At 49.5% G+C, this 26,050-nt stretch carries 21 protein-coding genes; 7 read left to right on the top strand and 14 right to left on the bottom strand.

Features of this window, described 5'->3' with window-relative positions; translation table 11 throughout:
• Position 1: 1 nt before the first annotated feature.
• Both OH773_RS11685 and tssI read right to left on the bottom strand, forming a co-directional pair.
• Complete coding sequence (locus OH773_RS11685; protein WP_270138811.1) at positions 2-808, bottom strand: DUF4123 domain-containing protein; 807 nt, start codon at positions 806-808, stop codon at positions 2-4.
• Positions 808-2,766: a type VI secretion system tip protein TssI/VgrG gene (gene tssI, locus OH773_RS11680; RefSeq protein ID WP_270138809.1), complete on the bottom strand. Its 1,959-nt coding sequence runs from the start codon at positions 2,764-2,766 to the stop codon at positions 808-810. Before tssI ends, OH773_RS11685 begins: the two co-directional genes overlap by 1 nt.
• 571 nt (positions 2,767-3,337) lie before the next feature.
• Here tssI and tssF point away from each other — a divergent pair.
• The gene (tssF, locus tag OH773_RS11675; protein ID WP_270138807.1) at positions 3,338-5,170 is read left to right on the top strand and encodes a type VI secretion system baseplate subunit TssF; all 1,833 of its coding nucleotides are present in this window, start codon (positions 3,338-3,340) and stop codon (positions 5,168-5,170) included.
• Positions 5,171-5,215: 45 nt separating this feature from the next.
• Here tssF and pcaQ read toward each other — a convergent pair whose 3' ends face one another.
• The 3 genes from pcaQ to pcaH all read right to left on the bottom strand — a co-directional run bounded on the left by pcaQ (position 5,216) and on the right by pcaH (position 7,704).
• Complete coding sequence (gene pcaQ, locus OH773_RS11670) at positions 5,216-6,139, bottom strand: pca operon transcription factor PcaQ (protein ID WP_270138805.1); 924 nt, start codon at positions 6,137-6,139, stop codon at positions 5,216-5,218.
• Between the two features lie 207 nt (positions 6,140-6,346).
• Complete coding sequence (gene pcaG, locus OH773_RS11665; RefSeq protein WP_270138803.1) at positions 6,347-6,967, bottom strand: protocatechuate 3,4-dioxygenase subunit alpha; 621 nt, start codon at positions 6,965-6,967, stop codon at positions 6,347-6,349.
• On the bottom strand, positions 6,967-7,704 hold the full coding sequence (pcaH, locus tag OH773_RS11660; RefSeq protein WP_270138801.1) for a protocatechuate 3,4-dioxygenase subunit beta: 738 nt from the start codon (positions 7,702-7,704) through the stop codon (positions 6,967-6,969). Before pcaH ends, pcaG begins: the two co-directional genes overlap by 1 nt.
• Positions 7,705-7,947: 243 nt before the next feature.
• Between pcaH and hglS the strand changes: the two genes are divergently transcribed.
• A complete protein-coding gene (gene hglS / locus OH773_RS11655; RefSeq protein ID WP_270138799.1) occupies positions 7,948-9,291 on the top strand; it encodes a 2-oxoadipate dioxygenase/decarboxylase HglS in 1,344 nt (447 codons plus the stop codon).
• Positions 9,292-9,399: 108 nt separating this feature from the next.
• Here the strand turns inward: hglS and OH773_RS11650 are convergent, their stop codons facing one another.
• Positions 9,400-10,044, bottom strand: a complete 645-nt coding sequence (locus OH773_RS11650) for a LuxR C-terminal-related transcriptional regulator (RefSeq protein WP_270138797.1) — start codon at positions 10,042-10,044, stop codon at positions 9,400-9,402.
• Between the two features lie 367 nt (positions 10,045-10,411).
• Between OH773_RS11650 and OH773_RS11645 the strand changes: the two genes are divergently transcribed.
• From OH773_RS11645 to OH773_RS11625, 5 genes are read left to right on the top strand one after another with little or no spacing between them, the layout of a single operon-like run.
• Positions 10,412-10,981 (top strand): fimbrial protein, encoded by a 570-nt coding sequence (locus OH773_RS11645; RefSeq protein WP_270138795.1) that lies wholly within the window; start codon positions 10,412-10,414, stop codon positions 10,979-10,981.
• A 54-nt stretch (positions 10,982-11,035) separates the two neighbouring features.
• Positions 11,036-11,743, top strand: a complete 708-nt coding sequence (locus OH773_RS11640) for a fimbrial biogenesis chaperone (RefSeq protein WP_270138793.1) — start codon at positions 11,036-11,038, stop codon at positions 11,741-11,743.
• Between the two features lie 6 nt (positions 11,744-11,749).
• Positions 11,750-14,224 carry a fimbria/pilus outer membrane usher protein gene (locus OH773_RS11635; protein ID WP_333482164.1) on the top strand — a complete coding sequence of 825 codons (2,475 nt, stop codon included), beginning with the start codon at positions 11,750-11,752 and terminating at the stop codon, positions 14,222-14,224.
• Entirely contained in the window at positions 14,215-15,162 is a 948-nt protein-coding gene (locus OH773_RS11630; RefSeq protein WP_270138788.1) for a fimbrial protein, read from the top strand. Before OH773_RS11635 ends, OH773_RS11630 begins: the two co-directional genes overlap by 10 nt.
• Before the next feature lie 17 nt (positions 15,163-15,179).
• Positions 15,180-15,506, top strand: coding sequence for a hypothetical protein (locus OH773_RS11625; protein ID WP_270138786.1), 327 nt, complete (start codon positions 15,180-15,182; stop codon positions 15,504-15,506).
• A gap of 104 nt (positions 15,507-15,610) precedes the next feature.
• On the opposite strand, the gene OH773_RS11620 is transcribed toward OH773_RS11625, so the two are convergent.
• The 8 genes from OH773_RS11620 to OH773_RS11585 all read right to left on the bottom strand — a co-directional run bounded on the left by OH773_RS11620 (position 15,611) and on the right by OH773_RS11585 (position 26,028).
• Positions 15,611-16,498 carry a helix-turn-helix domain-containing protein gene (locus tag OH773_RS11620; RefSeq protein ID WP_270138784.1) on the bottom strand — a complete coding sequence of 296 codons (888 nt, stop codon included), beginning with the start codon at positions 16,496-16,498 and terminating at the stop codon, positions 15,611-15,613.
• Between the two features lie 299 nt (positions 16,499-16,797).
• On the bottom strand, positions 16,798-17,847 hold the full coding sequence (gene fbpC, locus OH773_RS11615; RefSeq protein WP_270138782.1) for a ferric ABC transporter ATP-binding protein: 1,050 nt from the start codon (positions 17,845-17,847) through the stop codon (positions 16,798-16,800).
• 14 nt (positions 17,848-17,861) lie between these two features.
• Complete coding sequence (locus tag OH773_RS11610; protein ID WP_270138780.1) at positions 17,862-19,940, bottom strand: ABC transporter permease; 2,079 nt, start codon at positions 19,938-19,940, stop codon at positions 17,862-17,864.
• Between the two features lie 64 nt (positions 19,941-20,004).
• Positions 20,005-21,036: an ABC transporter substrate-binding protein gene (locus OH773_RS11605; RefSeq protein WP_270138778.1), complete on the bottom strand. Its 1,032-nt coding sequence runs from the start codon at positions 21,034-21,036 to the stop codon at positions 20,005-20,007.
• Positions 21,037-21,045: 9 nt separating this feature from the next.
• Positions 21,046-22,386, bottom strand: a complete 1,341-nt coding sequence (gene uhpC / locus OH773_RS11600; RefSeq protein WP_270138776.1) for an MFS transporter family glucose-6-phosphate receptor UhpC — start codon at positions 22,384-22,386, stop codon at positions 21,046-21,048.
• A gap of 90 nt (positions 22,387-22,476) precedes the next feature.
• Positions 22,477-24,018: an MASE1 domain-containing sensor histidine kinase gene (locus OH773_RS11595; RefSeq protein WP_270138773.1), complete on the bottom strand. Its 1,542-nt coding sequence runs from the start codon at positions 24,016-24,018 to the stop codon at positions 22,477-22,479.
• Entirely contained in the window at positions 24,019-24,648 is a 630-nt protein-coding gene (locus OH773_RS11590) for a response regulator transcription factor (protein WP_270138771.1), read from the bottom strand. It lies immediately after the preceding gene.
• Positions 24,649-25,167: 519 nt separating this feature from the next.
• Positions 25,168-26,028 (bottom strand): LysR substrate-binding domain-containing protein, encoded by an 861-nt coding sequence (locus OH773_RS11585; RefSeq protein WP_270138769.1) that lies wholly within the window; start codon positions 26,026-26,028, stop codon positions 25,168-25,170.
• Between the last annotated feature and the right edge of the window lie 22 nt (positions 26,029-26,050).

The following is a 26,050-nucleotide window of genomic DNA, read 5'->3' as shown; positions in this document are numbered from 1 at the left end:
ATCATATTCCTTTATTTGTCATCAATTCTTGTACCCGGTTGTAACCCGGCTTTGAATTATCATCCAGAACATCCAGCCAGCGATCAGTAATATCCTGCGTGTTATGGATGTTGCTTTCTATTAATAGTTTCACCATCTGGCGAATAGAGTGGTCATCAGTAATATCGTATGAGTGGCAGAATAAAAGGTACTCCTCTGCAAGGTGATTGACTGAGACTGCTGATATACTTACTGGTAGCTGGCTAATAAAGTCTACAAGCTCATTAATATAATTTTCCTGCGACTGCATATTAAGCTTCTCATACTGCCTACGGGTAAGTTTTAGAGGCGTAACTTCAAAAATGTTGAGGCCAGCAGGAGAAGGAATACCGGTGGTGCTGAAATCGAACTCACGACATTCCCCCTTATTCCCTGTCTCAATTTTTGACAACTGGCATGTAAAAACACTGAGTTGTCGCGGGGTCATCACTTCGATCATGGTCCCTATGTTTCGTGGGTCATAAAAACGAAACAGGACGGGTTTTTCCTGTTCAGGAATAGTGACCCACAAAAAGTGCCGAAGATGCTGTTGCAATTTTTGCAGGGACATTTCGGAGATTAAAAATAGCCCCCACGGCGTCTCTTTCAGTTCCAGCCATGCTTCCACTTCCGGCGCCACTTCCACCAGGTAAGGCGCAAGCTTCACCAGTTCTGGCTGAATGGGTTCCGCATACAGGCAACAGTACGGCACATCCGCCTGAGCCAGAAAATCCATCACGCCTTCTTCAATCGCCCCGTCAATAACCGCATAACGCTTTGTATCCGCCATCACTGATCCTCCTGTGGGCAATGGGAGACAAACATGGTGCCTTTACCCGCGGCTGATTTGAGGATAATTGGGCGCATTGGCAATATCACATCGCCAGGACTGCCACTGCCGTTCAGGTTAATTATTGGGCCTTTTATGTCCACGCCACCGGCATGGATCACCACAAACGAGCCACCCACACGGAAGCTGATTTTGCTTTTGCTCTGGAAGACGATGTCACCTTCCGCGTTGACGCCCAACGTGCCGGCTATCTTCTGTGCCAGGTCGCCTTTGACTTCCAGCCCATGGTTGCCTTCCACCAGACTGACGTGATCTTTGGTGGTTTTATGATCCTGTTTTCCGTCAACGGTGACTTTTCGGTCATTCGCCACCACCAGTGATTCGTCATGCCCGATGCTGACAGTCCGGTCATAGTTCACCCGTTCATCCTTGCTGTTGAGCACCTTAACCTGCATGTCCTTCTGGGCATGCATCGACAACAGTTCATTGCCGGTCGCATCATCGAACATTAGCTGGTTGTAGCCGTCGCCTTTATAGGTTTTCGACCGTATCGTCATCTGGGTTTTAGTGCCGGGCAGGGCACCTGGTGAGCGATTGTCCTGGTGATACGTTCGCCCCATGATGATTGGCTGATCCGGGTCACCGTTGAGGAAGTCGACTATCACTTCATGGCCAACGCGCGGGATGGCGAGGTTGCCAAATCCGGCTCCGGCCCAGGCCTGCGAGACACGTACCCAGCACGAGCTGTCTTCGTTCCCCGGGCAGTAGCGGTCCCAGTGGAAGCGCACCCGCACCCGTCCATGCTCATCACAAAAGATTTCTTCCCCCGCGGGACCGGTGACCAGCGCACTCTGTGGGCCGTCCACTCTGGGTTTTGTCTGCGGGCTTGGCCGCCATGTTCTGTCTGCCGGTATCACGTTAAAGTGATTGTTCAGGGTCGTTCCGCGGCCCTGGCTGCCATGCAGTGCCTGCGGCTGCTCGCCGCTCAGGGTGCTTTGCACCACCTGCCATTTCCGGTTTGACGCCTCAGACGGATGCCCGGTCAGCGTGAAGCGTTTTCCCGGCCACAGTGTTGGTGAGTTGCTGCAACCCGCCGCCATTTCTGCATCATTGCGCCATCCGTCAATCTGATAGCGGGCAAAATTCCGCCCGTGCTGTTCGTCCTTGAATCGCCCCGGATAATCGAAAATTTCATACTGCGTCAGCTGGCCGTTCAGGTTTTCGCCCGCGCGGTTGTAATACGCAGCCCAGGCCGGTGTTTTAAAGGTGTAGTCCTGAGTTTCGACGGAAGAGGGGCGGATTTGCGCGTGATAGCGAAACTGGCTGATGCATTCGGTGGTGACACCGGTGGTGATATTGGGATTGAACGGCAGCGTGGCCTGGCCGGAAATGCCGGCCACATCATCAGTCAGCACCAGTTTTTGCTCTGCGCCTTCGGGCGCGTGCCAGTCAAAGAAGAAAATGCCTTCTTCGGCCCACAGACGTGAAAGGAAAGCGAGGTCGTTTTCACCGTACTGGACGCAGAATTCCCTTGCCGGATGCGGCTCATAGAACACCGGCGTCCACTCCGTGATGCCATTTTCACTGAGCAGGGTGGAGGTAATGCTTTTGATATCCTGCTGCTGGAAGATGCGGAAGTTCTGGCGCAAACCACCGCGCCAGAGTGGCGGGGAAATCATCAGGTGATAGCCCGTCTGCCAGCGATTGTTTTCACCCACCGTTACGGCGGTGACAATGCCGCTGACGGTGCGCTGTGTCTGCGTTCCCTGCCAGACCGTCAGCGTGGCATTTTTTTCGAGAAAATCGGTCGCCGTCAGGTCAGAAAGAGTACTGGCGATATCCACATTAAGCTGGAAGGGCTGTGAGTAATGCTGGGCGAGATGGAAACGGAGGACCGCGGTGTCCGTTTCTGCCAGCCCATCCACTTCCAGTGTAAAACGTAACCCTTTTAAGGACATATAACCTCCCTGGTGTATCCACATAAAAAACTGTCACTACCCAGCGGTTGTGGCAGTACAGTGTTACGCTCGCTTTCAGGCACGCTACCGCCGAAGTTTCCGGCGACCGCCATCTCCCGTAAAAACGTAACTCCTTACTGACAACTTGTTTTTTACTGCGTTATTCAGTCCGTATTCAAAAAATGAAATGGAATAATTATGGATAATACCCGTGCATCTAAAATAACCGTCATGAATGAATGTTTACGCCGTTAGTCATAAATTTAATGAATATATGTTGGTTCTTTTAATTTATTTAATTGATGAATAAATAATATTTATTGAATTAATGTATTATTTCAATCTTGTCATCAGGTTAACGGATTTTTTGTTATTGGCTGTTATCGTGAAAGCGATTGAGGATATCTCTCTTTTAGATGTGAAAAAAGCGCTTTTAATATTATTTATGGCGCGTAACATGCGATTTCCTGAGCGCCAGAGCAGAAGGTGGAATTCATAATAACGGAAAGGAAGTAAAGCGACGCTTTATTTAACAGGATAATTACCATTACTGGAAAGAGGAATAAATCCGATGGCTTTCGAAGAACGTTATTACCGGGAAGAACTGGATTACCTGCGTCAACTTGGGAATCTTCTGGCAAAAGAGAAACCTCACCTGGCCCAGTTTTTGGCTGGGAAGGGGGGCGACCCGGACGTTGAGCGCTTGATGGAGGCTTTCGCCTTTCTCTCCAGTGGTTTGCGGGAAAAACTGGAGGATCAATTCCCTGAGTTCACGCATGGCCTGATTAATATGCTGTGGGCCAATTATCTGCGCCCTGTGCCCTCAATGGCTGTCATTGAGTACCAACCGGTAATGACACGGCTTTCAGCACCTGTTCAGGTTCGCCGTGATGAGCTCATTTGTTCTGGTGCCGTGCGTACAACCTCCGCCGGGCGTAATACGCTGGGGGAGGATAACGCTACTGCGACGCCTGCTTGCTATTTCACTCTGGCGCGAGATGCCTGGCTACAACCCCTGTCTGTTCGGGATGTACAAAACAGCAGCAGCCTGAAAAAGGGTATGATCGAGATTGATTTTTCGACGGAGGGCAACATTACTCCCGGTTCGATTGACCTGAATAAACTGACTTTCTGGCTGGGGAATGAAGATGATTACAGCCGCCAGCAGCTCTACCTGTGGTTCAGCGAACATTTAATGGATGCGGAACTGGTCGCCGGGGAAAATCGTCTGGCGCTTCCGGATCTCTGGCTGGATGCCGCAGGTTTTGAACGTGAAGACGCGCTGCTACCGTGGCCGAAAAATATCCATAATGGTTATCGGGTTCTTCAGGAGTATTTTTGCTACCCGGAAAGTTTCTTCTTCTTTCATCTGCGGGATGCGGCGCGTTTACCGGACGATTTCCCCACAAAAGCCTTCACGCTACGCCTTCATTTTAACATACCGTTGCCTGTGGGTATCAAACTGAATAAGCGTTCACTGCGCCTGCACTGCACACCCGCAGTAAACCTGTTTGCCCACGAGGCGGAACCTGTCAGCCCCGATGGCCGCACGCCCCAATATCCGTTACGGGCCGGCCAGCAAAACCCGGCGCATTACGATATTTTTCAGGTGAAATCGGTTTCCAGTAAGAACTCTGGTTCGGACAGCATGACTGACGCGGATGACAGATTGCGTGACTGGCCCGAATTCGAAGGCTTTCAGCATCAGATAGAATACAGTCGCCAGCGTGAAGTGATTTACTGGCATCACCGCACCAAAACGTCTCTGTTTCACAGCGGCCTGGAGCATGCCATTGCCTTTGTCCACGCCGATGGCAAGCTGCCGGAGAGTTCTCTGGTGGAAGGGGAGGTTTTCACCGCATCGCTGATATGCACTAACAGAATGCAGCCCGTTTCGCTGAATATCGGTGATATCTGTGTCGCGGTTAACAAAAATCCGGCAGTGGCATCTTTTCGCAATGTCACCCGCCCAACACGCCCGTTGCATCCGGTGACCGATGACGATATGCACTGGTCGCTTATTTCCTGCATGAATCTGAATTACCTGTCGTTGCTCGACAGAGAGGCGCTGATCCAGATACTGCGCACGTTTGATATACCCGGAATTCATCACCCACAGCAGGCCCGGCTTTCCTCTCAAAAATTAGACGCCATCGAAAAAATAGAATCCTGCCCGGTTGACCGCCTGTTTAAAGGCGTGCCAGTTCGGGGGTTGTCCACCACACTGTGGGTAAATCCAGCGCCTTTTGTCTGTGAAGGTGAGATTTATATGCTGGGAAGCGTGCTGTCACACTTCTTCGCTCTGTACGCCAGCCTCCATTCATTTCACTGCCTCAACATTATTAACACGGAAAGTCAGGAGTGCTGGGAATGGCAGCATAATGGCCAGCATGCCCTGATGTAGTGAACATAAATAAATATCCTCCGGCTATACCGGAAGATATTTATTTCACCCTGGAATTGATTTACGTATTGAGGCCAGCAAGATTTGTGCGGCGGGAGATAACGGCGTATCCACTCGGGTTAATATCCCAATCGGTTCACCGACACCCTGCGTCGCGACCGGCAGCGACGTCAAAATGCCCTGACGTAAATCCTCCTTCACCGCGCCCGATGGCACAAACCACACGTAGTTATAATCCACGGTAAGTTGGCGTGAAAGCGAGGCAGAAAGCGTTTCCACACAGGTCGCAGACATTTTACAGCCCTGGCTGGAGAGCAGCGTTTCAGCGTTTTGACGCGGGATTGTTCCTTTCGGTGAAACCACCACCGGCCATTCCATCACTTTACTCAGCGTGATGTTTTCTTGCAGGAGAGGGTGACCGGGACGCACCACCAGTTTTAGTGACTCGAGGAATAGCAGCTCATAATTCAGCCCGGTCATCAATTCCGGGTCGGACATTCTGCCAATACCTAAATCCAGCTCGCCCGATTTTAATCCTGATAGCAGCATGGTGTTGTTCATGGTGGCCACTTGCACCGTCACGTCGATTTGTTGCTTATGAAACTGGCCGATAACTTTTGGCAAGATGCCCAGTGCAGCGGTGGGCAGCGCACCCACGCGAATAACCGCAGTGCTTTGGCCATCCTTCTGATTGAGCGACTGCCCGGCGTGATTCAACGCGTCCAGCACTTTAACGGCGTGGGTAAGGAACTGCTCGCCCATCAACGTCATTTGCGCACCAAGCCGCCCACGCTCAAATAAACGCGTGCCAGTTAACTGCTCAAGCTCATTAAGCGTCTTCGACAGTGCAGGTTGGCTAAGATTGAGTGTTTCAGCCGCACGCCCCAGTGTTCCCTGTTGAGCGACAGCTACGAAAGTATGAAGATGGCGCAATCGAATGCGCTGACTGAACAAACCGTTTTTTTCCATAACCTGATGTTAAAAACAGACCCGCTGCGCTGACAAGGTAAGTTGTTTGATTTTGATAACTTGCTAGCAAAAAATAATTAACATTTAGGTTTATTTGATAACAAATGGTGAGGGGTCGAGATTGTTCCGTTCATCTTTCCCTGTAATCACAGCGAAAGATGAACGGAAAACCTCTGACATCACATCAACTCACGAACCTGAACTCGCTTATACGTCAAAAAACACCGTCTCCCTCTCTCCCTGAAGATACACATCAAACGTATACACCACCTCGTCGCCACGCATCGAACGCTTGCCAATCAGCGTATTACGTCGCACTTCCCACTCAATCAAATTCAGCACCGGATCGCTCTCATTCGCGGTTTGCTCGTCCGAAAAATACATCCGCGTATTCAGGCCGATATTAATCCCGCGCGCCACAATCCACAGGTTCAAATGTGGCGCCATCGTGCGCCCATCGCGGCCAGTTACTGCGCCAGGTTTGATGGTGTCAAAACGCCAGACGCCGCTGTCGAAATCAGAACAGCTACGCCCCCAGCCACGGAAATCCTCATCCAGCTCTTTATGGGATTGTTGATCTGCTGGATGGTTATAACGCCCGGCGGCATTGGCTTGCCACACTTCCAGCAACACATCACGCACTGGCGTACCAGAGCCGTCAAACACTCGACCTTCGACGATAATCCGCTCGCCCTGGGTGTGGGAGTTGGTCAACACATGGCTAAAGTTTTTCTCGAAAATATTGAAACCAGCCGCTTGTGGAGCCAGGCCAATGTGCACGTACGGGCCTGCGGTTTGCGAGGCGGTTTCCGCTAAATAATCTTTCATCACACGGCTCCCTGGGTGCGGTTTTCAAACAATGTGGCGCGATGACCGCGTAACACCAAATCAAAGCGATAAGCGAGGCAATCGAGCGGCACCGCTGCATGGGTATCCAGTTCGGCGATCAGCGTGCGGATGGCATCGTCGTTATTGATCGTTTTCACAATCGGGCACTGTTTGATCAGCGGGTCGCCTTCAAAATACATTTGCGTAATCAAACGCTGTGCGAAAGATTCACCGGACAGCGAAAAGTGAATATGAGAAGGACGCCAGTCGCTGGCCTGGTTACGCCATGGATAAGGGCCTGGCTTGATGGTACGGAAAAAATAGTAGCCATTTTCGTCGGTCAGCACGCGGCCACAGCCACCAAAGTTAGGATCGATGGGCGCAAGATATTTATCCTTCTTGTGACGATAACGCCCGCCTGCGTTGGCCTGCCATACCTCCACCAGCGTGTTTTTCATCGGGCGGCCAAAACCGTCGCGCACATAGCCATGCACAATAATCCGCTCACCAATCGGCAAACCGTCTTTGGCGTAATTCATGATCAAATCGTTATCCAGAGGGTCTAAATCTTTCGCGCCAAATATCGGGCCAGTGATTTCAGACAGGGAGTTTTGTAACGAGATCAGCGCATTTCGCGGTGAACGCAACACACTGGTTTTATACCCGGGTGCGTAGGCCGGTGGGTGGGAATCGTAGTCGCGATGGACAAGCTCAGAAGGTTTCCAGATTTGTGACATAAGGTACTCCGGCAAGAAGGATGTTTTATGTTTTTGAATATCTCCTCACACAGTCTCAGTTAATAATTTGTTAAATTAAAGTGAATTTAAGCGTGGTGTTACATAGCTTTTAGTTATGCAATAAGCGGTTAGCATTACTTCTGATGCTGGGTTGTATCGTTGATCACAAAACGAAAATTCTTCGCCCTATACCTCCGCACAACATTCTACGCTTTCAGCAATATTCACTGGAGATACGACATCATGGCGAACAACATCACGGCTGATGATATTCGAGAAAAATTTTCGCAAGCTATGTCGGCGATGTACCAGCAAGAGGTGCCGCAGTATGGAACCTTGTTAGAGTTAGTCGCCGATGTGAATCTGGCGGTACTGGAAAATAGTCCCGATTTGCAACAGCAGTTGGAAAATGCCGATGAACTGGCGCGGCTGAATGTGGAGCGCCACGGCGCGATTCGCGTAGGTAAAGCAGAAGAACTGGCGACCTTACGCCGCGTATTTGCGGTGATGGGCATGTATCCGGTTGGCTATTACGACCTCTCGCAGGCGGGCGTTCCGGTGCATTCCACGGCGTTTCGCCCAATAGACGATGCGGCGTTGGCGCGCAACCCGTTTCGCATTTTCACCTCATTATTACGTCTTGAATTAATTGACGACCCGGCGTTGCGAAACACCGCGGCGGCGATTCTTGCAGAACGTAATATTTTCACACCGCGTTGCCTGGCGTTACTCGATATCTACGACCAGCAGGGGGCTTTTAGCGAAGCACAGGCCAATGAATTTGTGGAGCAGGCGCTGGAAACCTTCCGCTGGCACAGCCATGCCACGGTAGACGCGCAGACATATCAGGCATTCCATCAGCAACACCGCCTGATTGCCGATGTGGTCTGCTTCCGGGGGTGCCATATAAACCACCTGACGCCGCGCACCCTGGATATCGACCGGGTCCAAGCATTGATGCCGGAATATGGCATCGCGCCGAAAGCGATTATTGAAGGCCCGCCACGCCGAATGTTCCCGATATTGCTGCGCCAAACCAGTTTTAAAGCGCTCGAAGAACCGATAATTTTTGCCGGTGTTCATCACGGTACGCATACCGCACGCTTCGGGGAAATTGAGCAGCGCGGGGTGGCATTAACCCCGAAAGGGCGCGCGTTGTACGATGAACTGCTCAATGAGGCGGGGAGCGGGCAAGATAACTTTAGCCATCAGCGGCATTTACAAGAAATTTTCGCCCGTCTGCCAGATAGCGATACGCTGATGCGTTGCCAGGACTTAGCCTATTTCCGTTATCGTTTAACCCCCGTTGGTGAAACTCACCGCCAGTCGATTAAAGCAGGTGACGATCCTCAGCCATTAATTGAGCGTGGCTGGTTAGTGGCGCAGCCGATTATTTATGAAGATTTCCTGCCCGTCAGTGCGGCAGGGATTTTCCAGTCGAATTTAGGCAGTGAAGGCGGTCAACGCAGCCACGGTCATTCGAGTCGAGCCGCCTTTGAAGAGGCTCTGGGCGCACCGGTTGCCGATGAATTTGAACTGTATCAGCAGGCGTCCGACCGTAGTAAAAGGCGTTGCGGATTGTTGTAAATCGCAGATTTACGTGACAGAAAGGATAGAGGTGGGGGCATTATTGGTCATGCCCTTCACCTCAATCCATACCGCTGTTTTTCAAACTTTTCAGTTAAATGCGCGTGCTTATAAATTGCTGTCGGACTTATTCAATCTGTCGTTTGCCCAATTTGCAGCCTGGATACGGTTAGAGACTGATATTTTTTTAAAGATATTATAAATATGGGTTCTGACGGTGTGTTCACTAATAAAAAAATTGTTGGCAATTCTAAAATTTGACTCCCCCTTACATATCTCATTGAGTATTTCGCATTCCCTCTCTGTTAAATTATTAATGCGTTCATGTGTGGTGGAGGAAGTTAGCGAGCTTTTTGATAAATATCTTCCTCTCATCTTAATCGGCGTCGATTCTGTACTACTGATCAAGTCTAATAGTACCTCCGTTGAGCAATCACAGAAAATCATTGACTCAAAGAAGGGCCAGGCCATTTTTTCATAAACCGAAAGAGATTTTGGACAGTTGATAAGATGGCCACGAAAATTATCCTTACTGCGATTTAATAATTCAGACCAGCGCTTGCTTGCCCGGCGGCTGGATGCCTGGACGTCATACAAGATGATTGAATCTTCACTTGCTTCGGGAATGTGCGGGTGATTAACATCAAGGAAAACAACAGGGACATCGCTTTTTTGTGCCAGAAAATTAAGCAGTAAATGGTTTTGTAACGATCGGTTAGTTATTAGAAATATTTTTTTGTCAATTTCGCTCACAGGTCACTTCCTTTTGAATAATTAATGCCATGTCATCAAACGCCATAAAATGAGTGATGAGTCCTGATTTGAGGTGGAATATATTTTTATAGCACAGACTTTATTTGGCTTATTGTGCAGAGTGAATGATCGTTTTTTCCGAATTGTTAAACAGGCTTCTTGTTCATTCGCTGGCCTTCTCTTCTTATAGTAAATAGCTAATCGATATGTCTTATTTTTAATGAATACGTTTAATATATTATGTACAGAGACATTAGCTTATTCATAATAGCGTATAGGCGAAAGCCTGATTCAATACACGAAAAGAGTATGATGAATCAAATTTACTGATCTCGTAGAGAATAACTCTTTAAATGAGGAAAGTATTATGAATAAGGTATCCATTGTTTCTTTAATTGCTTGTGCGTTAGCTGCGCCTTCTGTTATGGCTAGCCATTTCGATAATGTCGGTAGTGGCAAAATATTTTTTAATGGAACAGTTTCTGCGAATTCATGCAGAATAGAGAGCGGCGATGAAAATAAAAAAGTAACTTTAGAATCGGTTGTAAATAATAATGTTAAAAAAGACGCTGCTGTAAACATACAACGTTTCAACATTAAAATTGATGATTGTTATATTAGTCATGGTGTCAGGCCTGTGCTTCAGTTGGCGAAAATGGGAAGGATAAGCACTGACGGTTATATGCTAAATAATCTCAAAGGAGGGGCGAGCAATGCAGCCCTGATGCTAATGAATGCTGAAGGCAGCAAAATAGATCTCAACGGCCCTCTTCTGCAGATTAAGCCGGACAGGGGAGACCGAAGTAAAGACGATGATGATAATGAATTCACCTACTCATTTAAGGTGGGTTATATTAAGCCAAGTGAGCTTGGTGAAAACTATGTCACTCCGGGTAAAATTCAGACTCAATTAAGTTATACCATTAAGTATATATAATCTCACAATGCCATAGTGCTTTTCACTATGGCATTAATTATGGTCGAGGTCTGAATGAAGATTTTATTTTCATTATTGGTTCTACTCTCATCATGGAGTGCGTACGCCAATAATATTATCGTTAATGGTACGCGATTTGTCTATCCCGAGTATGCCAGTGAAATTACAGTGCAAATGACAAATACGGGGAGTTCACCGTCATTAGCGCAAGTTTGGCTGGACGAGGGCGACGCAGATGCATTACCTGAAACCATCACTACGCCATTTGTTATTTCACCGCCGATTGTCAGGGTTGATGCAGACAATGGTCAATCCATAAGAATTAAGAAAATCACCAGCGAGGTTATTCCTGTTACTGATAGAGAGTCGCTTTGGTGGCTGAATATACTGGATGTGCCTTCGGTCGATAAAACCAAAATCGTTGATAATGCTGCGATATTAAATCTGGTTATTCGCTCGCGGTTTAAATTTTTCTGGCGCCCTGAGGGGTTGGGAGATAGAGAGGGCGCGGAGCAGAAATTAAAACTCCAACTCAATCATAACGACATCACGCTGATTAACCCGACGCCTTTCTTTCTTACGGTTTCAGATGTTCGCACCCTGTCAGGCACTAGCCTGTTGGCAGAGGGCCTAATGATAGATCCTAAAAGCCGCAAGGAGGTATTGATAAAGCATAACGTCAAAGAAGGAGAATCCCTTCTGGTTCAGGCGGTGAATGATTACGGCGGAGTTGTAGAAACAAAGGTTGTGGCTAACAAATAAAAAGGAATGATTATGGTTTTGTGCAAAAGGGATTTATTTCAGAGAAAGCTCACCATAACTTCGCTGTTGATTTTACAGGGTTCATTATTTTCTATGGAAACTCACGCTGAAAATAATGCTCGCTTCGAATTCGATAATGCCATCTTAATGGGGAATGCCAAAAATAATGACCTGAGTTCATTTAACACGACAGAGTTAGCACCCGGAAGTTATATTGTTAATATTTATGTTAATAATATATGGCGTGGCCGTCAGGAGCTCATATTTACAAAAAATTCTGGAAACTCTTTGGTGAGTTGTTATTCCGGGCAACTCTTAAATAATATCGGTATCAACTCCCAGAAGATGAACAAACAGTTGGCGGAGCGTGAATCGTTTTGTGGAAACATCGCGGAATGGGACACCAGTGGTAGTGCCCGTGAGAGACTTGATAGTGCTCAACTCGATTTACACCTTGAGATCCCTCAGGCTTATTTGTCTGAAAGTGACAGCAATTATATTCAACCTGAATTATGGCAGCAGGGGATCCCCGCCATTAGCCTGGGTTACAGCGCGGACTATTACAGCGCGAAGCAACGTGGTGACAACCACAACTCCTCCGATAGCGCGTGGCTGGGAATGGATGTTCGTGGCAGCGCCGGCGGATGGCTACTGGAGCATTTAGGGGGTCTCGACTGGGACAATCGTAGCGGTACGCATTATTCAAGTCATCGCACGACGTTAAAGCGTCCCATCGTTGGCTGGCAATCCATGCTCAGCGCGGGCCAGTTTTATACTGATAGTCAGATGTTTGATGGAATAAGCCTGCTCGGGATTGCGCTTGAAACTGAAGACCAGATGCGGCCGGATAATACACTTAACTGGGCTCCGGTTATTCGTGGCGTTGCAGAAACAAACGCACGTATCACCGTGACGCAGGATGGGCGAACCATTCACCAGACTTCAGTACCGGCAGGGCCGTTCGCGATAGATTCGATATTGCCTGCCAATACCGGAGGGGAATTACTGGTTACCGTGCAGGAATCTGACGGGCGTATTCGTCGTTTTTCAGTCCCATATTCTACGGTGCCGCAACTGCTCAAGCCTGGCGTCTCACGCTATAACCTGTCCATAGGGGCGGTTGATGAGAGCGATAATGAACAAGATCCTCTTGCCGCGCAGGTGTCCTGGCAATATGGAGTGAATAACACTCTGACATTTTACACTGGGGCGTCTGGATTTGAGCGTTATCAATCCGCGTTGCTTGGCAGTGGTCTCAATACCTCATGGGGGGCGATAGCCCTGGATATAACGCACTCTCGTTTTAATGACGATGAGCGCGAAAACCAGGGGCAGCAGTATCGTATTAGCTATAATCGAACGATCCCCTGGTCGCAGACCTCGCTGTGGTTTGAGGGGAAAATGAACTCTCAACATTATTATGGCCAGCGTGATGCGCTTGATGAGTTGGATTCAAATAACGAATATCAGGTATTACGAGAAAAACAGTCCTATAGCGTAAGTGTGAATCAACCATTAATTGAACAATGGGGTTCGATTTATTTATCAGGGTCTATCAAGAAATATTGGGATCAGAAAAATAGCTATCGGCAGTACGCAATGGGATATACCAATAGTTGGGGTAATCTGACATGGAACATTTCAGCGCAACGCTTCTGGAATGAGGATGATTTCGGCTCTGTCTCAAAAGACGATCAGGTATCGCTTATCTTTAGTTATTATCTGCCCAGGTCTAATTCTGGCTATACACATATTTCTTCTGAGACGTACAGCAATAATGGAAAAGCTCACAATACCCGTTTAGGGTTCACCACCACTTCAGACTATGAGAATAATCTCGTCTGGGGAGCGAATACCAGTTATGCCCGTGGTGGCGAAATGGACTGGGGAGCAAATGGAACCTGGCGCTCACCGTACACCATGATAAATGGAACCTGGAGCCAGGGGAGTTCGTGGCATCAGGCAAGTACCGGTATCAGTGGCCTGGTGGTGGGTCATGCTGGAGGTGTGACCTTTTCGCCGGAGCGCTCAGACACCCTCGCGCTGGTCTACGCGCCAGATGCTAAAGGCGCTCATCTTGATGGTGTTCCGGGAACCCGATTTGACAGTAACGGTTATGCCATCATGCCGTGGTTACGCCCGTGGCGCGTGAATGAAATCATCATTGATCCCAAAGGTGCTGAGGAGGGGATCTCCTTTGCGAAAACGCAAAGTAAGGTCGCTCCTTACCAGGGAAATGTCGTCTCCGTGGTTTTCGAAACAAAAATGAATCGACAACAAATTATTCGCCCACGGCTACAGGGCCAACAAATATTACCCTTTGGTGCGACTATCCGTGACAACAAAAACAACCATGTTGGTTATGTTGGGCAGGGTGGAATGTTATATATCGATGAGACACACTCTCCTGAAGTTTATATTTCCACAGGACAGGATAAATGCACTGTTGTGCTTAAAACGCAGGAGGCGATATGTCGATAAACCGTTTGAAGTGGCTCTTTTTAGGATTGTTTTCGGTGTGCTCCAGTGTGAGTGCAAACTGTAATTTGAGCAGCCAAAGAATTATTGCCTCACCTGAAACGATAATGATGAAGCGAACAGCCCAGCCAGGTGCAGTGTTACATTCACGGACGTATTCCGTGCAGAGCATTCAATCCCAAAACTGTAGCCAGAGTATGTTGTTTTCCGCAAAAATAACAGGTGATAAATCGGCATTGGTCTTACCTGGGGTATTGCAAACAAACGTAAAAGGAATTGGGGCTAAAGTCACGCTGGAGCTGTCAACAGGACGAATCATTCCATGGCCTTCTGAATTCAGTGCCACGGCGGATGAGTTAAAAGGCAGCAAAATCAGTATTGAGTTAATAAAGACAGGGGACAATATCAACACAAGCATTTCCACAGGCAATATAAGTTTGCAAATCACAAGTGGAACGCAGTCGGTGCCTGTTATTGATATTATATTACCTGCCTCCTATGTGAATATTCTACGAAGTTCTTGCGATGTGACTAATAAGCATTGGAGTAAGGTCATCCTGCCTGATGTGGCACTGAATAAGTTTACAAAGCAGGGTAGCGTGGCAGGAAGAAAACCATTTGATATAAACCTGGTATGTCAGGGAGATATGCCTTCAACCCCCACTTTTTCCCTAAACTGGGCTGCTCCGGTTGCGAGCAGTCATAGTAGTAAGGGTGTTTTGCTAAATTTGGCTCACGACGGGGCGAGAAATATCGGGGTCCAGATATTGGATGATAAACAACGACCGATAAATTTTAATCAGCAAACAAAATTCGTTCCGATTAATCATGGCGAGGGGAAATACTCAATTCCCTTTTCTGCACAGTACTATCAATTTGGGAATAATGTTAGGCCAGGAAAAATCAACACCTTCGTTTATTTTAACATCAATTACCAATGAATTTGACGGGGTTTATTATGCATTCAGTTCATCGTTCAGCTGAAAATAAAATATGGGTCTCTCATTACAAAGAGTATGAGCTTCATCATGCCACTGTTTTTGCTGAGTTTGAAAAGGATATTTCGGGATTGATGACAATAGAATTGCTCAGCAAAACAAATAACGGAATCTACAGAACCTTCCATAAAACACCTGTTTTATATCGTGCAGGTTCCCGGCATTCGCTGACACAATTATTGTTCAATTTAGCGCCAGGGGAATGCGCTCAATTGCATATCTCAGTTGAAGACAACGTTGGCAGGTTAGTTGAACATCACTGGTCACCAGGCTTACAGATAGCCTGAGCACTCATCAAAAGGGGCACGTAATTTATGATGAGTTAATTGAATGAAGAACCATACTTTCATTTAACTCATCCAGTGCTGGCAGATTAATGACTACCTATACTTTAATTCAGCGGCATTATGGATGAGCGGAGTAAAACTTCTTCACCTAATGGAGGTTCAACAGGAATGTAGTAGGTGCATTCTATGAAGTTTGAAGATTCGCTTTCGGCATTGTAATGAAAGATCTCAATGTCAGGGCTTGATCTGCGGGTTAATTTATACTTGGGTAAAAGTGTCAGGTAGATGTGTCTGGTATATGAAGCGTAATCATCAGGAGTGAATTTGAATGAAAAGCAGACGTAAGTACCCGCAGAATAGTGACATTGATTATAACTTGAACCCGCAATATCATTTATCATACCGATAACCGTTTTTACTTTAAGGCTCGTTATTGAGTCCTCGTGAGGCATAAACTCGGTTAATGTTATAATGTCTTGTTTTTCCTTAACGAGTTTATCAAGTATCGTTTTTAAACGATTAATATGTGAGTGGCGCTCAGGTGGGATAGACACCGCATGATTATGATGAAATCCTGAGATATAACCTTCAGGCAATGTAATGAATTGCACTGAATTTATCATTATCTCATTTAAAGGTAAGCCGCCGTATAAAGAAGATAAATCCCATGTCGAATTTTTTCGGTATTGCATAGGCGTTAAGCCTGTCGCCTTTTTGAATTCACGGGAAAAAGACTGTTGTGAGTCGAACCCTAATTTTAGTGATATATCAATAAGGTGTGTATGAGTCAGTCTAAGCAAAAAAGAGGCTTTGGCAATACGTCGTTGGCGGATATATAAACCAATAGGGATGCCGATATACTGCTTTAACAATACTTGAATATGTCTCCGGCTATAGCCAGAACGTTTAGTAATGTCATTAATGTCAATGCCTTTGTCAAAATTATCATCAACGTAGCTTAGTACATCACGAACAGTCATACTTTTATACATCTCATCCACACTCCTGGCATTCGTATATTTTCCTTATTATACGTTTCTGCTTAATTAACAAGTCAACGGTCTTTACTGTAATATACGCTGACATGACAATGTCAGGATTGGAAAAGGGAAGCGCATGAATTATTTAATGAAATTGCACGATAAGATAAATATTTAAATTTGATGTGATTTAGTGTGGAGTTTGCTCAAGAAACAATAAATATTACTGCGGAGAAATTATTCACTCGGGTGACTATTGAAGAGGCGGGTAAACGTAAACGTCACCCGCCGCAGTGGTAATCACGTCAATGCTACGCCGCATCTGCCAAAATAAACATGCCGTACGGGTGGATCTCCAGGTAGTAATTATCTCCCACGTCCGGCTGCAAACGGGTGGCGTTCACCTGTAGCAACAACGCCTGGCCGTGCCATTCTACGGTTACTTCGTATTGCGGCCCCATATACGCCACATGGCGCACCACGCAACGCTGGCTCTCTTCACCGTGCTCGCTGAGCGTAATCGCCTCCGGGCGTACGCCAACAGTGCCTATTGCCTGTGCTGCTGTTAACTGTGGCGGGCGGGGTAAACGGTAGCCGTGGATCTCGACAAAATCACTGCCAAAACGTGCCGGGAACACGTTTGCATCTCCCATAAAGCTCGCCATAAAGCGGGAAGCAGGCTGGCGGTAAAGCGTTTGTGGGCTGCCAATCTGCATGATTTCGCCTTTGTTCATCACCAATACCGTATCGGAAACCGCAAAGGCTTCGCTCTGGTCGTGGGTGACGTACAGCGACGTAATGTTGAACTGCTTTTGCAGTTCGCGGATTTTGTCACGCATGCTGCGGCGCAGGTTGGCATCAAGGTTACTGAGCGGCTCATCAAACAGCAGCACTTTTGGCTTCAGGATCAGGGCGCGAGCCAGCGCTACACGCTGTTGTTGTCCACCGGAGATCTGGTCCACAAAACGGTCTTCGAAACCGTCTAAATCCACCATTGCCAGCGCTTCTTTGACGCGGATTTTAATTTCTGCACGCGGCGTGCCAAGCATCTTCAGCCCGTAACCGACGTTATCGCCCAGCGACATATGCGGGAATAGGGCATACGACTGGAACACCATACAGATGTCGCGCTGTTGAATGGAACGGTGCGTCACATCTTCGCCATCAATAAGAATTTGCCCTTCGGTCGGTTTTTCAAGCCCTGCCACCAGGCGTAGCACGGTGGTTTTCCCGCAGCCAGATGGCCCGAGGAGCGTCACCATTTCCCCTTTAGGGATCGCCAGATTAATGCCTGCAATGACGGTGTTATTGCCAAACCGTTTCGTGACATTGCGCAGTTCTACAAAATGAGGTTGTGTCATGTTTTACTCCATCATCACGCGTTGGTTTTGGCTTTAGAACGCGAGATACGCGCTTCACCAATCAGCCAGTCAAAAATGAAAATAATGCTCAGCATCACGACGATAAGAATCGAGCCGTAAGCAATGGCCACGCCATATTCGCCATCTTCCACGCGGTTAAGAATGTAAGCGGTGGCGACTCGCGTATCCGGCGTTACGAGGAACACGATGGCGCTGACGGTAGTAATCGCCCGCACAAAACTGTAAATCAGCGCGGACAAAATCGCCGGCCGTAACAGCGGCAGCAGAATGTTGATGATGGTGCGCATCGAACCAGCACGCAGACTCAGCGACGCTTCATCCAGCGATTTGTCGATTTGCCCAAGCCCGGCAATGCCAGCGCGAATGCCGACTGGCACGTTACGCATCACCATCGACATAATCACAATGGCTGCGGTGCCCGTGAGGTAAACCGGTGCACTGTTAAAGGCGAGGATGTAGGAAACGCCCGCCACGGTACCCGGCACGGCAAAGCACAACATGGTGGTGAACTCGATAGTCTTTTTGCCACGGAACTGCTGGCGCACCACAATCCACGCAATTAACAAGCCGAAGAATGCGGTAATCGGTGCGGCAATACCGGCATATAACAAGGTGTCGAGCAGAGAAGGCCACGCGCCGTCGCTCATCCCCTGGCCAAACAGTTTGATGAAGTTATCGAACGTCAGGGTGTAATCCACGCCCCAGTTGACGGTGAAACTGCCGTAGAAAATGCTGCCGTAGAGCAGGGCGTTAAACGCAATCCACACCGTGAGTAACGCGACCACTGCCCACACCAGCGTGACCGGCAACGGCTGCACGTCGCCACGGTTGGATTTACCGGAAACCGTGACATACGAGCGTTTACCAATCCACATGTACTGAATGCAGAACACCATCAACGAGAACACCAGCAGGAATGCGCCGAGCGTACTGGCGGCCTGGTAATCAAGCTGCGAACCGGTGATGTAGAAATAGATTTGCGTGGCGAGCACGTCGAAGTTGCCGCCCAATACCAGCGGGTTACTGAAGTCAGCCAGTGATTGCACAATCACAATCAAGAAGGCGTTTGCCAGTGCCGGTTTCAGCAGCGGCAAAAATACCCCTTTGAAGGTTTTCCAGCGTGTGGCTCGCAGGGTATAGGACGCTTCTTCAAGAGAGGGATGAATGGTTTTAATCGCACCATCGAGGATCATAAACGCCATGGGCGTAAAGGCCAGAACCTGCGCCAGCCAGATACCGGTAAACCCGTACAACCAGTTGGTATTGGTTAGCCCAAACCAGTCAACCATCAACTCGGTCACATAACCTGAACGGCCCATCATCAGCGTGACGCCAAGGCCGACGACGAATGGTGGGGTGACGATAGGTAAAATGGAGAAAATACGGCCAATAATCGCGCTGCGTTTGGCAATGCGCGTGGTGTAAATCGCCAGAACCAGACCGAAGAACGTACAGCCAATCCCCACCGCAATCGACAGCGCGATGGAGTTGATGATGACCTGAATAATATGTGCCTGGCTCAGCACCGCCATAAACGCCAGCGGGGCAAATTCACCGGTATCGGTGGTAAACATCGGAATAAAAATCGCGATGCTTGGCCAGACGATGAACACACCAATCAGCGCGATAATCGCGACCAGTGAACCAATCACAAAACTGTCGCCGCCCAGCCATTCCAGGCGTGTCAGCGCGAGAGTGATAACCATGCCCAGGGCGATAAACAACACAATAGTGGCATAGCCCATTCCGCGTTCTGTCACGGTGGCGCTAACCACAATAAAGGCCATGCAGAACAATGCCCAACCCGCATCAAAATAGTGACGCTGACGTTTTTCTGGCCCCAGTTCATTGAACGGGCGCAATAGTAACAGAGAAGGCAAAACGTACCACAGCAGGCTGATATTCAGCCCCGACCAGCTGTAAGCATCAAAAAGCTCTTCGCGAGTCGATTCGAACAGGCCGTAATCCAGGCTCCAGCTTGGCAGCAGAGCAAAAGCCAGCCAGCACAAACCCACCCACCAGAGAATAGCGTCCCGTTTTCGCGCAGGACGCAAAAGTAAAGTTTCAGACATAAGTGCCTCATCGGGCGAAAGAAAAAATGGAGCAGGTGACGTGACGCCGTCACCTGCTGGTGGGTTAATTACCCATCTTCACGTCGGTAACCCATTTACTGATGAGCGCTTTACGCATGTCGGTCGCGCCGTATTTGTCCATGTCGTAGTTGATGAGCTTCAGGTCATCAAGCTTGAGGGAAAGCGGGGAGCTTTCGGCGGTGGTGTTGGTGAGGATTTGATAAGACTTGCCTTTTTTCCAGGAGAGTTCCTGCGCTTCTTTCGACAACACCCAATCAACAAACAGTTTGGCGTTGTCCATATTGCGTGCCCCTTTCAGGATGCTGACGCCACCAATTTCATACCCCGTGCCTTCGCACGGAGAAATCAGCTCCAGCGGTGCGCCATTCTCTTTTTCCAGCGAGTAATCGTGCAGGAAGCCGATGCCTATGGCCGTTTCGCCACGCGCAGCGTTACGTGCCGGGGCAATTCCTGATTTGGTGTACTGGGAAATATTGCCGTTGAGTTTTTTCAGGTAATCAAACGCCTGATCCTCACCCCACAACTGCGCGAAGGTAGCCAGAGCGGTATATGCAGTGCCGGAGCTTTGTGGGTCAGCAATCTGAATTTCACCCTTATAGATTGGGTTCGTCAGATCTTTCCAGCACTTCGGCACTGGCAGGTTTTTCTCTTTCAAGCGCTGAGTATTCACACCAAAACCAAGAATACCGATATAGACCGCGGAGGAGTAGTTGCCTTTGCGTTTCGCAGGATCCTGGAACTTCGGCATTATCTGCTCGAGGTTTGCCGATTTGTACGGTTCCAGCAGGTCCATTTCACCGGCCTGAGATTGTGGGTCCAGCGTACCGCCGTACCACACATCGGCCTGCGGGTTTTTCTTCTCGGCATCCACCTTCGCCAGTGTGCTACCGGAGCCGTTGCGGATAAACGAAGTCTTCACGTCGTATTTCTCGCCAAACGCTTTGGTTTCGGTTTCACACATTTCATTGGTGGCGCTGCAATAGACCACCAGACGGCCTTTGGCGTGCGCGGCACCGGACAGGGTAGCCAACGCAACACCAGCAGCAACCAGAGAAGAGAGCACGGTCAGTTTCATCTTATTATCCTATTTGTCCTGAAATAAAGGGTCCTGAGATAAGGTCACTGCCGGATCCATGGCACCTACACTCCTGTCCTGCGCGCTGATACCCGCCATCAACAGCGGCATCAGCAAAAAACCAATCAGCGCAGCGGCGACGGTTAACAGCGCGAACATTCCCGACCAGCCGTAACGCTCAATCACTTGCGACAGCGGCCATCCCGCCAGTGCTGCGCCCAAATAGGCGAATAAACCTAAGAATCCAGTGACACTGCCTGCCGCCTGTTTATGGCTGCATTCCACGGCGGCAAGACCAATCAGCATCTGCGGGCCGAAGACAAAAAATCCAATGGCAAAAAAACAGACCGCCAGCAGCGCGTAGTGGTGAACGGGCGATAACCACAGGGCGGCGACCGAAACAAAAAGCCCGAGGGCAAACAGCAAAATCATCGGCCCACGCTGTCCGCGAAACAGCAGGTCTGAACCCCATCCGGCAAACAACGCGCCCAGCAATCCGCCCATTTCGAATAGCATCACCGTGGCATTGGCGCTGAGTAAATTCACGCCGTGGCTTTCTGAAAGCCAGATGTTGCCCCAGTCGTTCAGCGCAATACGAATCAGATACACCAGCACATAACTCGCGCCCAGCAGCCAGACCATCGGGTTTTGCAGCACCGTCGTGCGAAACATCTGCCACTGCGGCATTGCAGGGCTTAGCTGCTGCTGACGCATCTCCAGCGGGTCATGCCGCCAGACGCCCACCGATGGCAATCCCATTTCTTGTGGCGTACCGGCAAGGCTGCGGCACAGCCAAATACCAGTGAGGATACCGATGCCACCGGAGACAAATAACGACGCCTGCCAGCCATACCACAGCGCCATGAGCGCTGAAATCAGCGGAACCGCCGCACCGCCGAGATTGATGGACGTGTTCCAGCAGCCCCACCAGAACCCCCGCTCATTGCGCGAATACCAGTGTGTCAGCAACCTTGCACATGGCGGCCATCCCCATCCCTGGAAGAAGCCGTTCAGCGTCCAGATAATCAGCAACATCGGCAAGTTGCTGCCAAAGGCGAACAAAATATTCAATATGCCCGTTGCCAACAGGCCGGCACCCATAAACCAGCGGGCGCCACGGCGGTCATGCCACAGTCCGGCGGCAAATTTCGACAAGCCGTAGGACAGATAAAACAGCGTGCCCAGCAGGCCGATGTCACTTTTGCTTAACGCTAAATCGACCTGCATAGCCGGAAGGACAAAGCTGACGCTCTTGCGTGTCAGGTAAAAAGCCGCGTATCCCACGACCATCGACAGCAGCAAACGTGGGCGCCAGTAGCGATAATCACGACCAATAGTTTGCTCAGACATCCTGGGGTTCCTCTGGATTGAAACGACTATAGAAAACGGCGAAGAAAAGGGGATGAGACAAGGTTTTAGTCAACCAGGAATTTTTCCTGGTTATCCCTGAATTTGTTGGAAAAGTGTGGGCAAGTTAACAATTACGCGGGTGCCGGATTGGCTTTCAAGCTGCAAATCGCCACCCAATGCGCGGATGCGTTCGGCAATTCCGCGTAAACCTTGTCCGGAATGGGCGTTGCCGCTAAAACCGACCCCATCGTCTTTGACTTCAAGGCGCACGCCGCAGGGTTGCTCAGTCAGTGAGATCTCAATCAGGCTGGCGTTAGCATGCTTGCAGATATTATTGAGTAATTCCTGCACCAGGCGATAAAGCGTGAACACCACGGGTTCGCTTGCGGGTTGGCCTGGTAGGGCGTAATGCAAACGGCAGCGGATCCCGCGTTCGGTAAAAGCGAATTCCTGTATCAAATGGTGGAGCGCTTCATCGAGTGAGATTTCGTCTAAGACAGGAGGGCGAAGCTGGCGCAGCAGATGACGGGTTGAGTGATGAATGCGCTGGGCGAGTTGGTTGATTTGTTCGGCAGCGAGAACCGTGGACTCCCCGCTGGCGGTGCGTTTCACCAGCATCGACTGGATTTGAATCGCAGTAATATTCTGGCCGATTTCGTCGTGCAGTTCACGCGCCAGGTCCTTGCGGGTGTCCTCTTCCGTGTGCACCAGTTGCTCCATCAGTTCGCGCCTTGCCTGCAGCTCCACCTCCAGCCGTTGGCGATAGCGGTGCAGATTGTTCGCCAGATGCTGCTGGCGGCTTATCGCAATCCCCAGCCCAATGCCCAGCAGCGCCTGGGTTGAGAGGAAAAGCTCCATCTCCATCAGCCCGTTAAATCCGCTGCCAATTTGCCGGGCGATGGTAATCATCATGCTGCCCAACAACGCCGCCAGCACACCGCCTTGCCAGCCAAATTTGTACGCCATCACCACGTTTGGCAAAAACACCACGATCAGCAAAAGCCGTTCGATTTCAGGCGACACCACCATTTGCGCACCCACGCCAATGATGAAAAACAGGCTGCACCAGACCAGTAACGACGTGCGCAGTGGCGGATTCGGTGTTTCCTGTGCCAGCAGACTTTCCAGATGCTGTTGGCGCAAGTATTCATAAATCAAATAGACAAATGGCGTGAGCACCACGCCGCCGGTAAACGCATCAAGCAAGGTTTGGGAAGCGGAGCTGTTGATAAACGGCGTTAACGCTAAGGTATGGAGTAACGCATCGCTGGCGATCGCCGCCATCAGTAGCGATAACCGTTGCCAGTAGAGCGTAAAACGGTGCCAGTAATGCTGAACAAATAACGCAGGAATGGCACTGATGAAAGGGGAAAGCAACATCACCGGTTCGGTCATCAACTGCTGTTGCCAAAGCCAGGTGAGCATCACCGGCACCGGGATAAACAGGGCAGGCCAGTAGCGTCGGTGCAGTAAAATCAGCAACGCCAGGTGGACACCTTGCGGTAACAATAATGTGGCTTGCTGGCCATTATTGGTGAGATAAAAACTTATCGTCCACAGGGCAAGCCAGGTTAACCCCCAGGCAAAAACAATAAACAGCGATAGCAGCAGATGACGCCACGAACGAGACATTTAGTGTCCGGTTAATAGTTGATGTTCAAGGGCAAAATGCACCAGTTCGATGGTGCTTTCGCATTGCAATTTTCCGAGGATATTGGCGCGATGAACATGCACTGTTTTGTGGCTGAGATTGAGTTGCTCAGCAATGTGCTTCACGCTTTCACCTTTAATCAGCCAGTCGAAAACTTCATGTTCGCGCGGGGTGAGGACTTCCAGAACTTTGGCCGGTTGCCCGGCATGGCGCAGGGCACGTAGCGCATCGGCACACAAATAATGGCCACCCATGCCGACGGTGCGTACAGCCTGTACCAGTTCTTCAGGGCCACAACGTTTGGTGAGATACCCGCCAGCACCCGCATCCAGCGCACTTTGTACAAATGCGGTCGTGTCATAAATACTGAGGATGATGGCGCGAAAACCAGGGCGCTGTTGGCGCAGACGTTTAAGCAAACTCAAACCGTTTTCGTCGGGCATGGCGACGTCGAGCACCGCGACATCGGGCTGACTTTTTATCAGCGCGGGCCATGCTTCGGCGGCAGTGCTGTATTGCCCGACAATCTCAATATCACTCTCAAGGCTCAGTAACTGCGCAAAACCGGAACGCACCACAACGTGGTCATCAACTAAAGCAACGGAAATCATCGTTATCTTCATCAGGAGGGAACTGGCGACATCATGCGGATGAATGTGTTCAGTGCAACGGCTAAGTTGGGAATATGTTATGGGGGTAGCAAAAATGGGGGGCTGCGACCGAGTGGTCGTTACATTTTTGACGGGCGGTTGATTATGTCAGTGTGGTGAAGGTTCCGTTCACTTGAAGTCTTTCGTTATATGCAGTCACCGAACCGGTTTTTGACCTTGTTCCCGGTATAAATTGCCCCAGTGTTCCCCATAAGTCAGGGTGGCGTGGTCGGGAACCACGCCAGTGAGCGATCGCCGGGAGCGAGTCGCGAACGACCTTGAACGTTGGGGATAAGCTGGGGTTTACCGCGCAGCGGCAATTTAAAACCGGGCGGCGGGGTAGCCAGGGGAATGCCGTAATTCCCCTGGCACGTTCACCGTTAGCAACGGTTACAGAGATAACCAGCTGTGTTGGTGAACGGAAAAACGGTGAAATTGCAGATCTCTTCTGACTGATAAGAGTGATATTAGGCGGGTAACTTACAGACTCAACGTCAGTAAACCCGCTTTAAACGACTCCAGCCCTGCGTCGTTCTCGTTGCCAGGACGCAAAGACAAACGGTAACACGCACCGGTTTTTACACTGCTTGCGAACGGCTGCACCAATCGTCCACGCCGCAAATCTTCCGCCACCAGCGTGACATCGGCGATCGCAATTCCAAAACCTTGAATTGCCGCGCTGATGGCTAAATCCATAGTGTCGAAGTGTTGATTTTTATGCATAACAGGCGTGATGTCTGTATTTTGCACCAGCCACAGTGACCAATCGGTACGATCGCGTGTCGGATGCAGAAAGGTATAGCGGCTCAGGATTTCGGCAGTGAGCGGCTCATCCGGCAGCAAATGCTGGCTTATCACCGGCGTGAGGCATTCCTCAAACAGTAGCGTGCCACCGTTATCAGGCTGGCCGAAAATAATTGCAGCATCGTAAGACTCGTTTTTGAAATTAACCCCATGTTCAACCGTGGTGGTTAACTCCACCTGAATGTCAGGGGCGGCGCTCTCAAGTTGCACAAGCTTAGGCACCAGCCAGCGCATGGCGCAGGTCGGGGCCTTCAGGCGAATCACACGGGATTTAAGGCAGGCGTTGTTGGCGACACTCAGCAAATGTTCAAACGCGTGCTGCATTTCTGGCAGCAGGGCATTTCCCTGAGGGGTTAAATGCAATCCACGGGCATGTCGGTCAAACAACGAATAACCCAGCCACTCTTCGAGGGTAGAGATTTTGCGGCTCACCGCGCCTTGCGTCAGACACAACTCTTTGGCGGCGCGCGTCAGATTCAAATGTTTTGCCGTCACCAGGAAAGCATCAACCGTATTCAGAGGAAAATTACGCCGCATCTGTGATGGCTCTCCATTGAGC

The organism is Buttiauxella sp. WJP83 (assembly GCF_027594725.1).
In the GTDB taxonomy this organism is placed as follows: domain Bacteria; phylum Pseudomonadota; class Gammaproteobacteria; order Enterobacterales; family Enterobacteriaceae; genus Buttiauxella; species Buttiauxella selenatireducens.
This window is presented reverse-complemented; position numbering and strand designations above follow the sequence as displayed.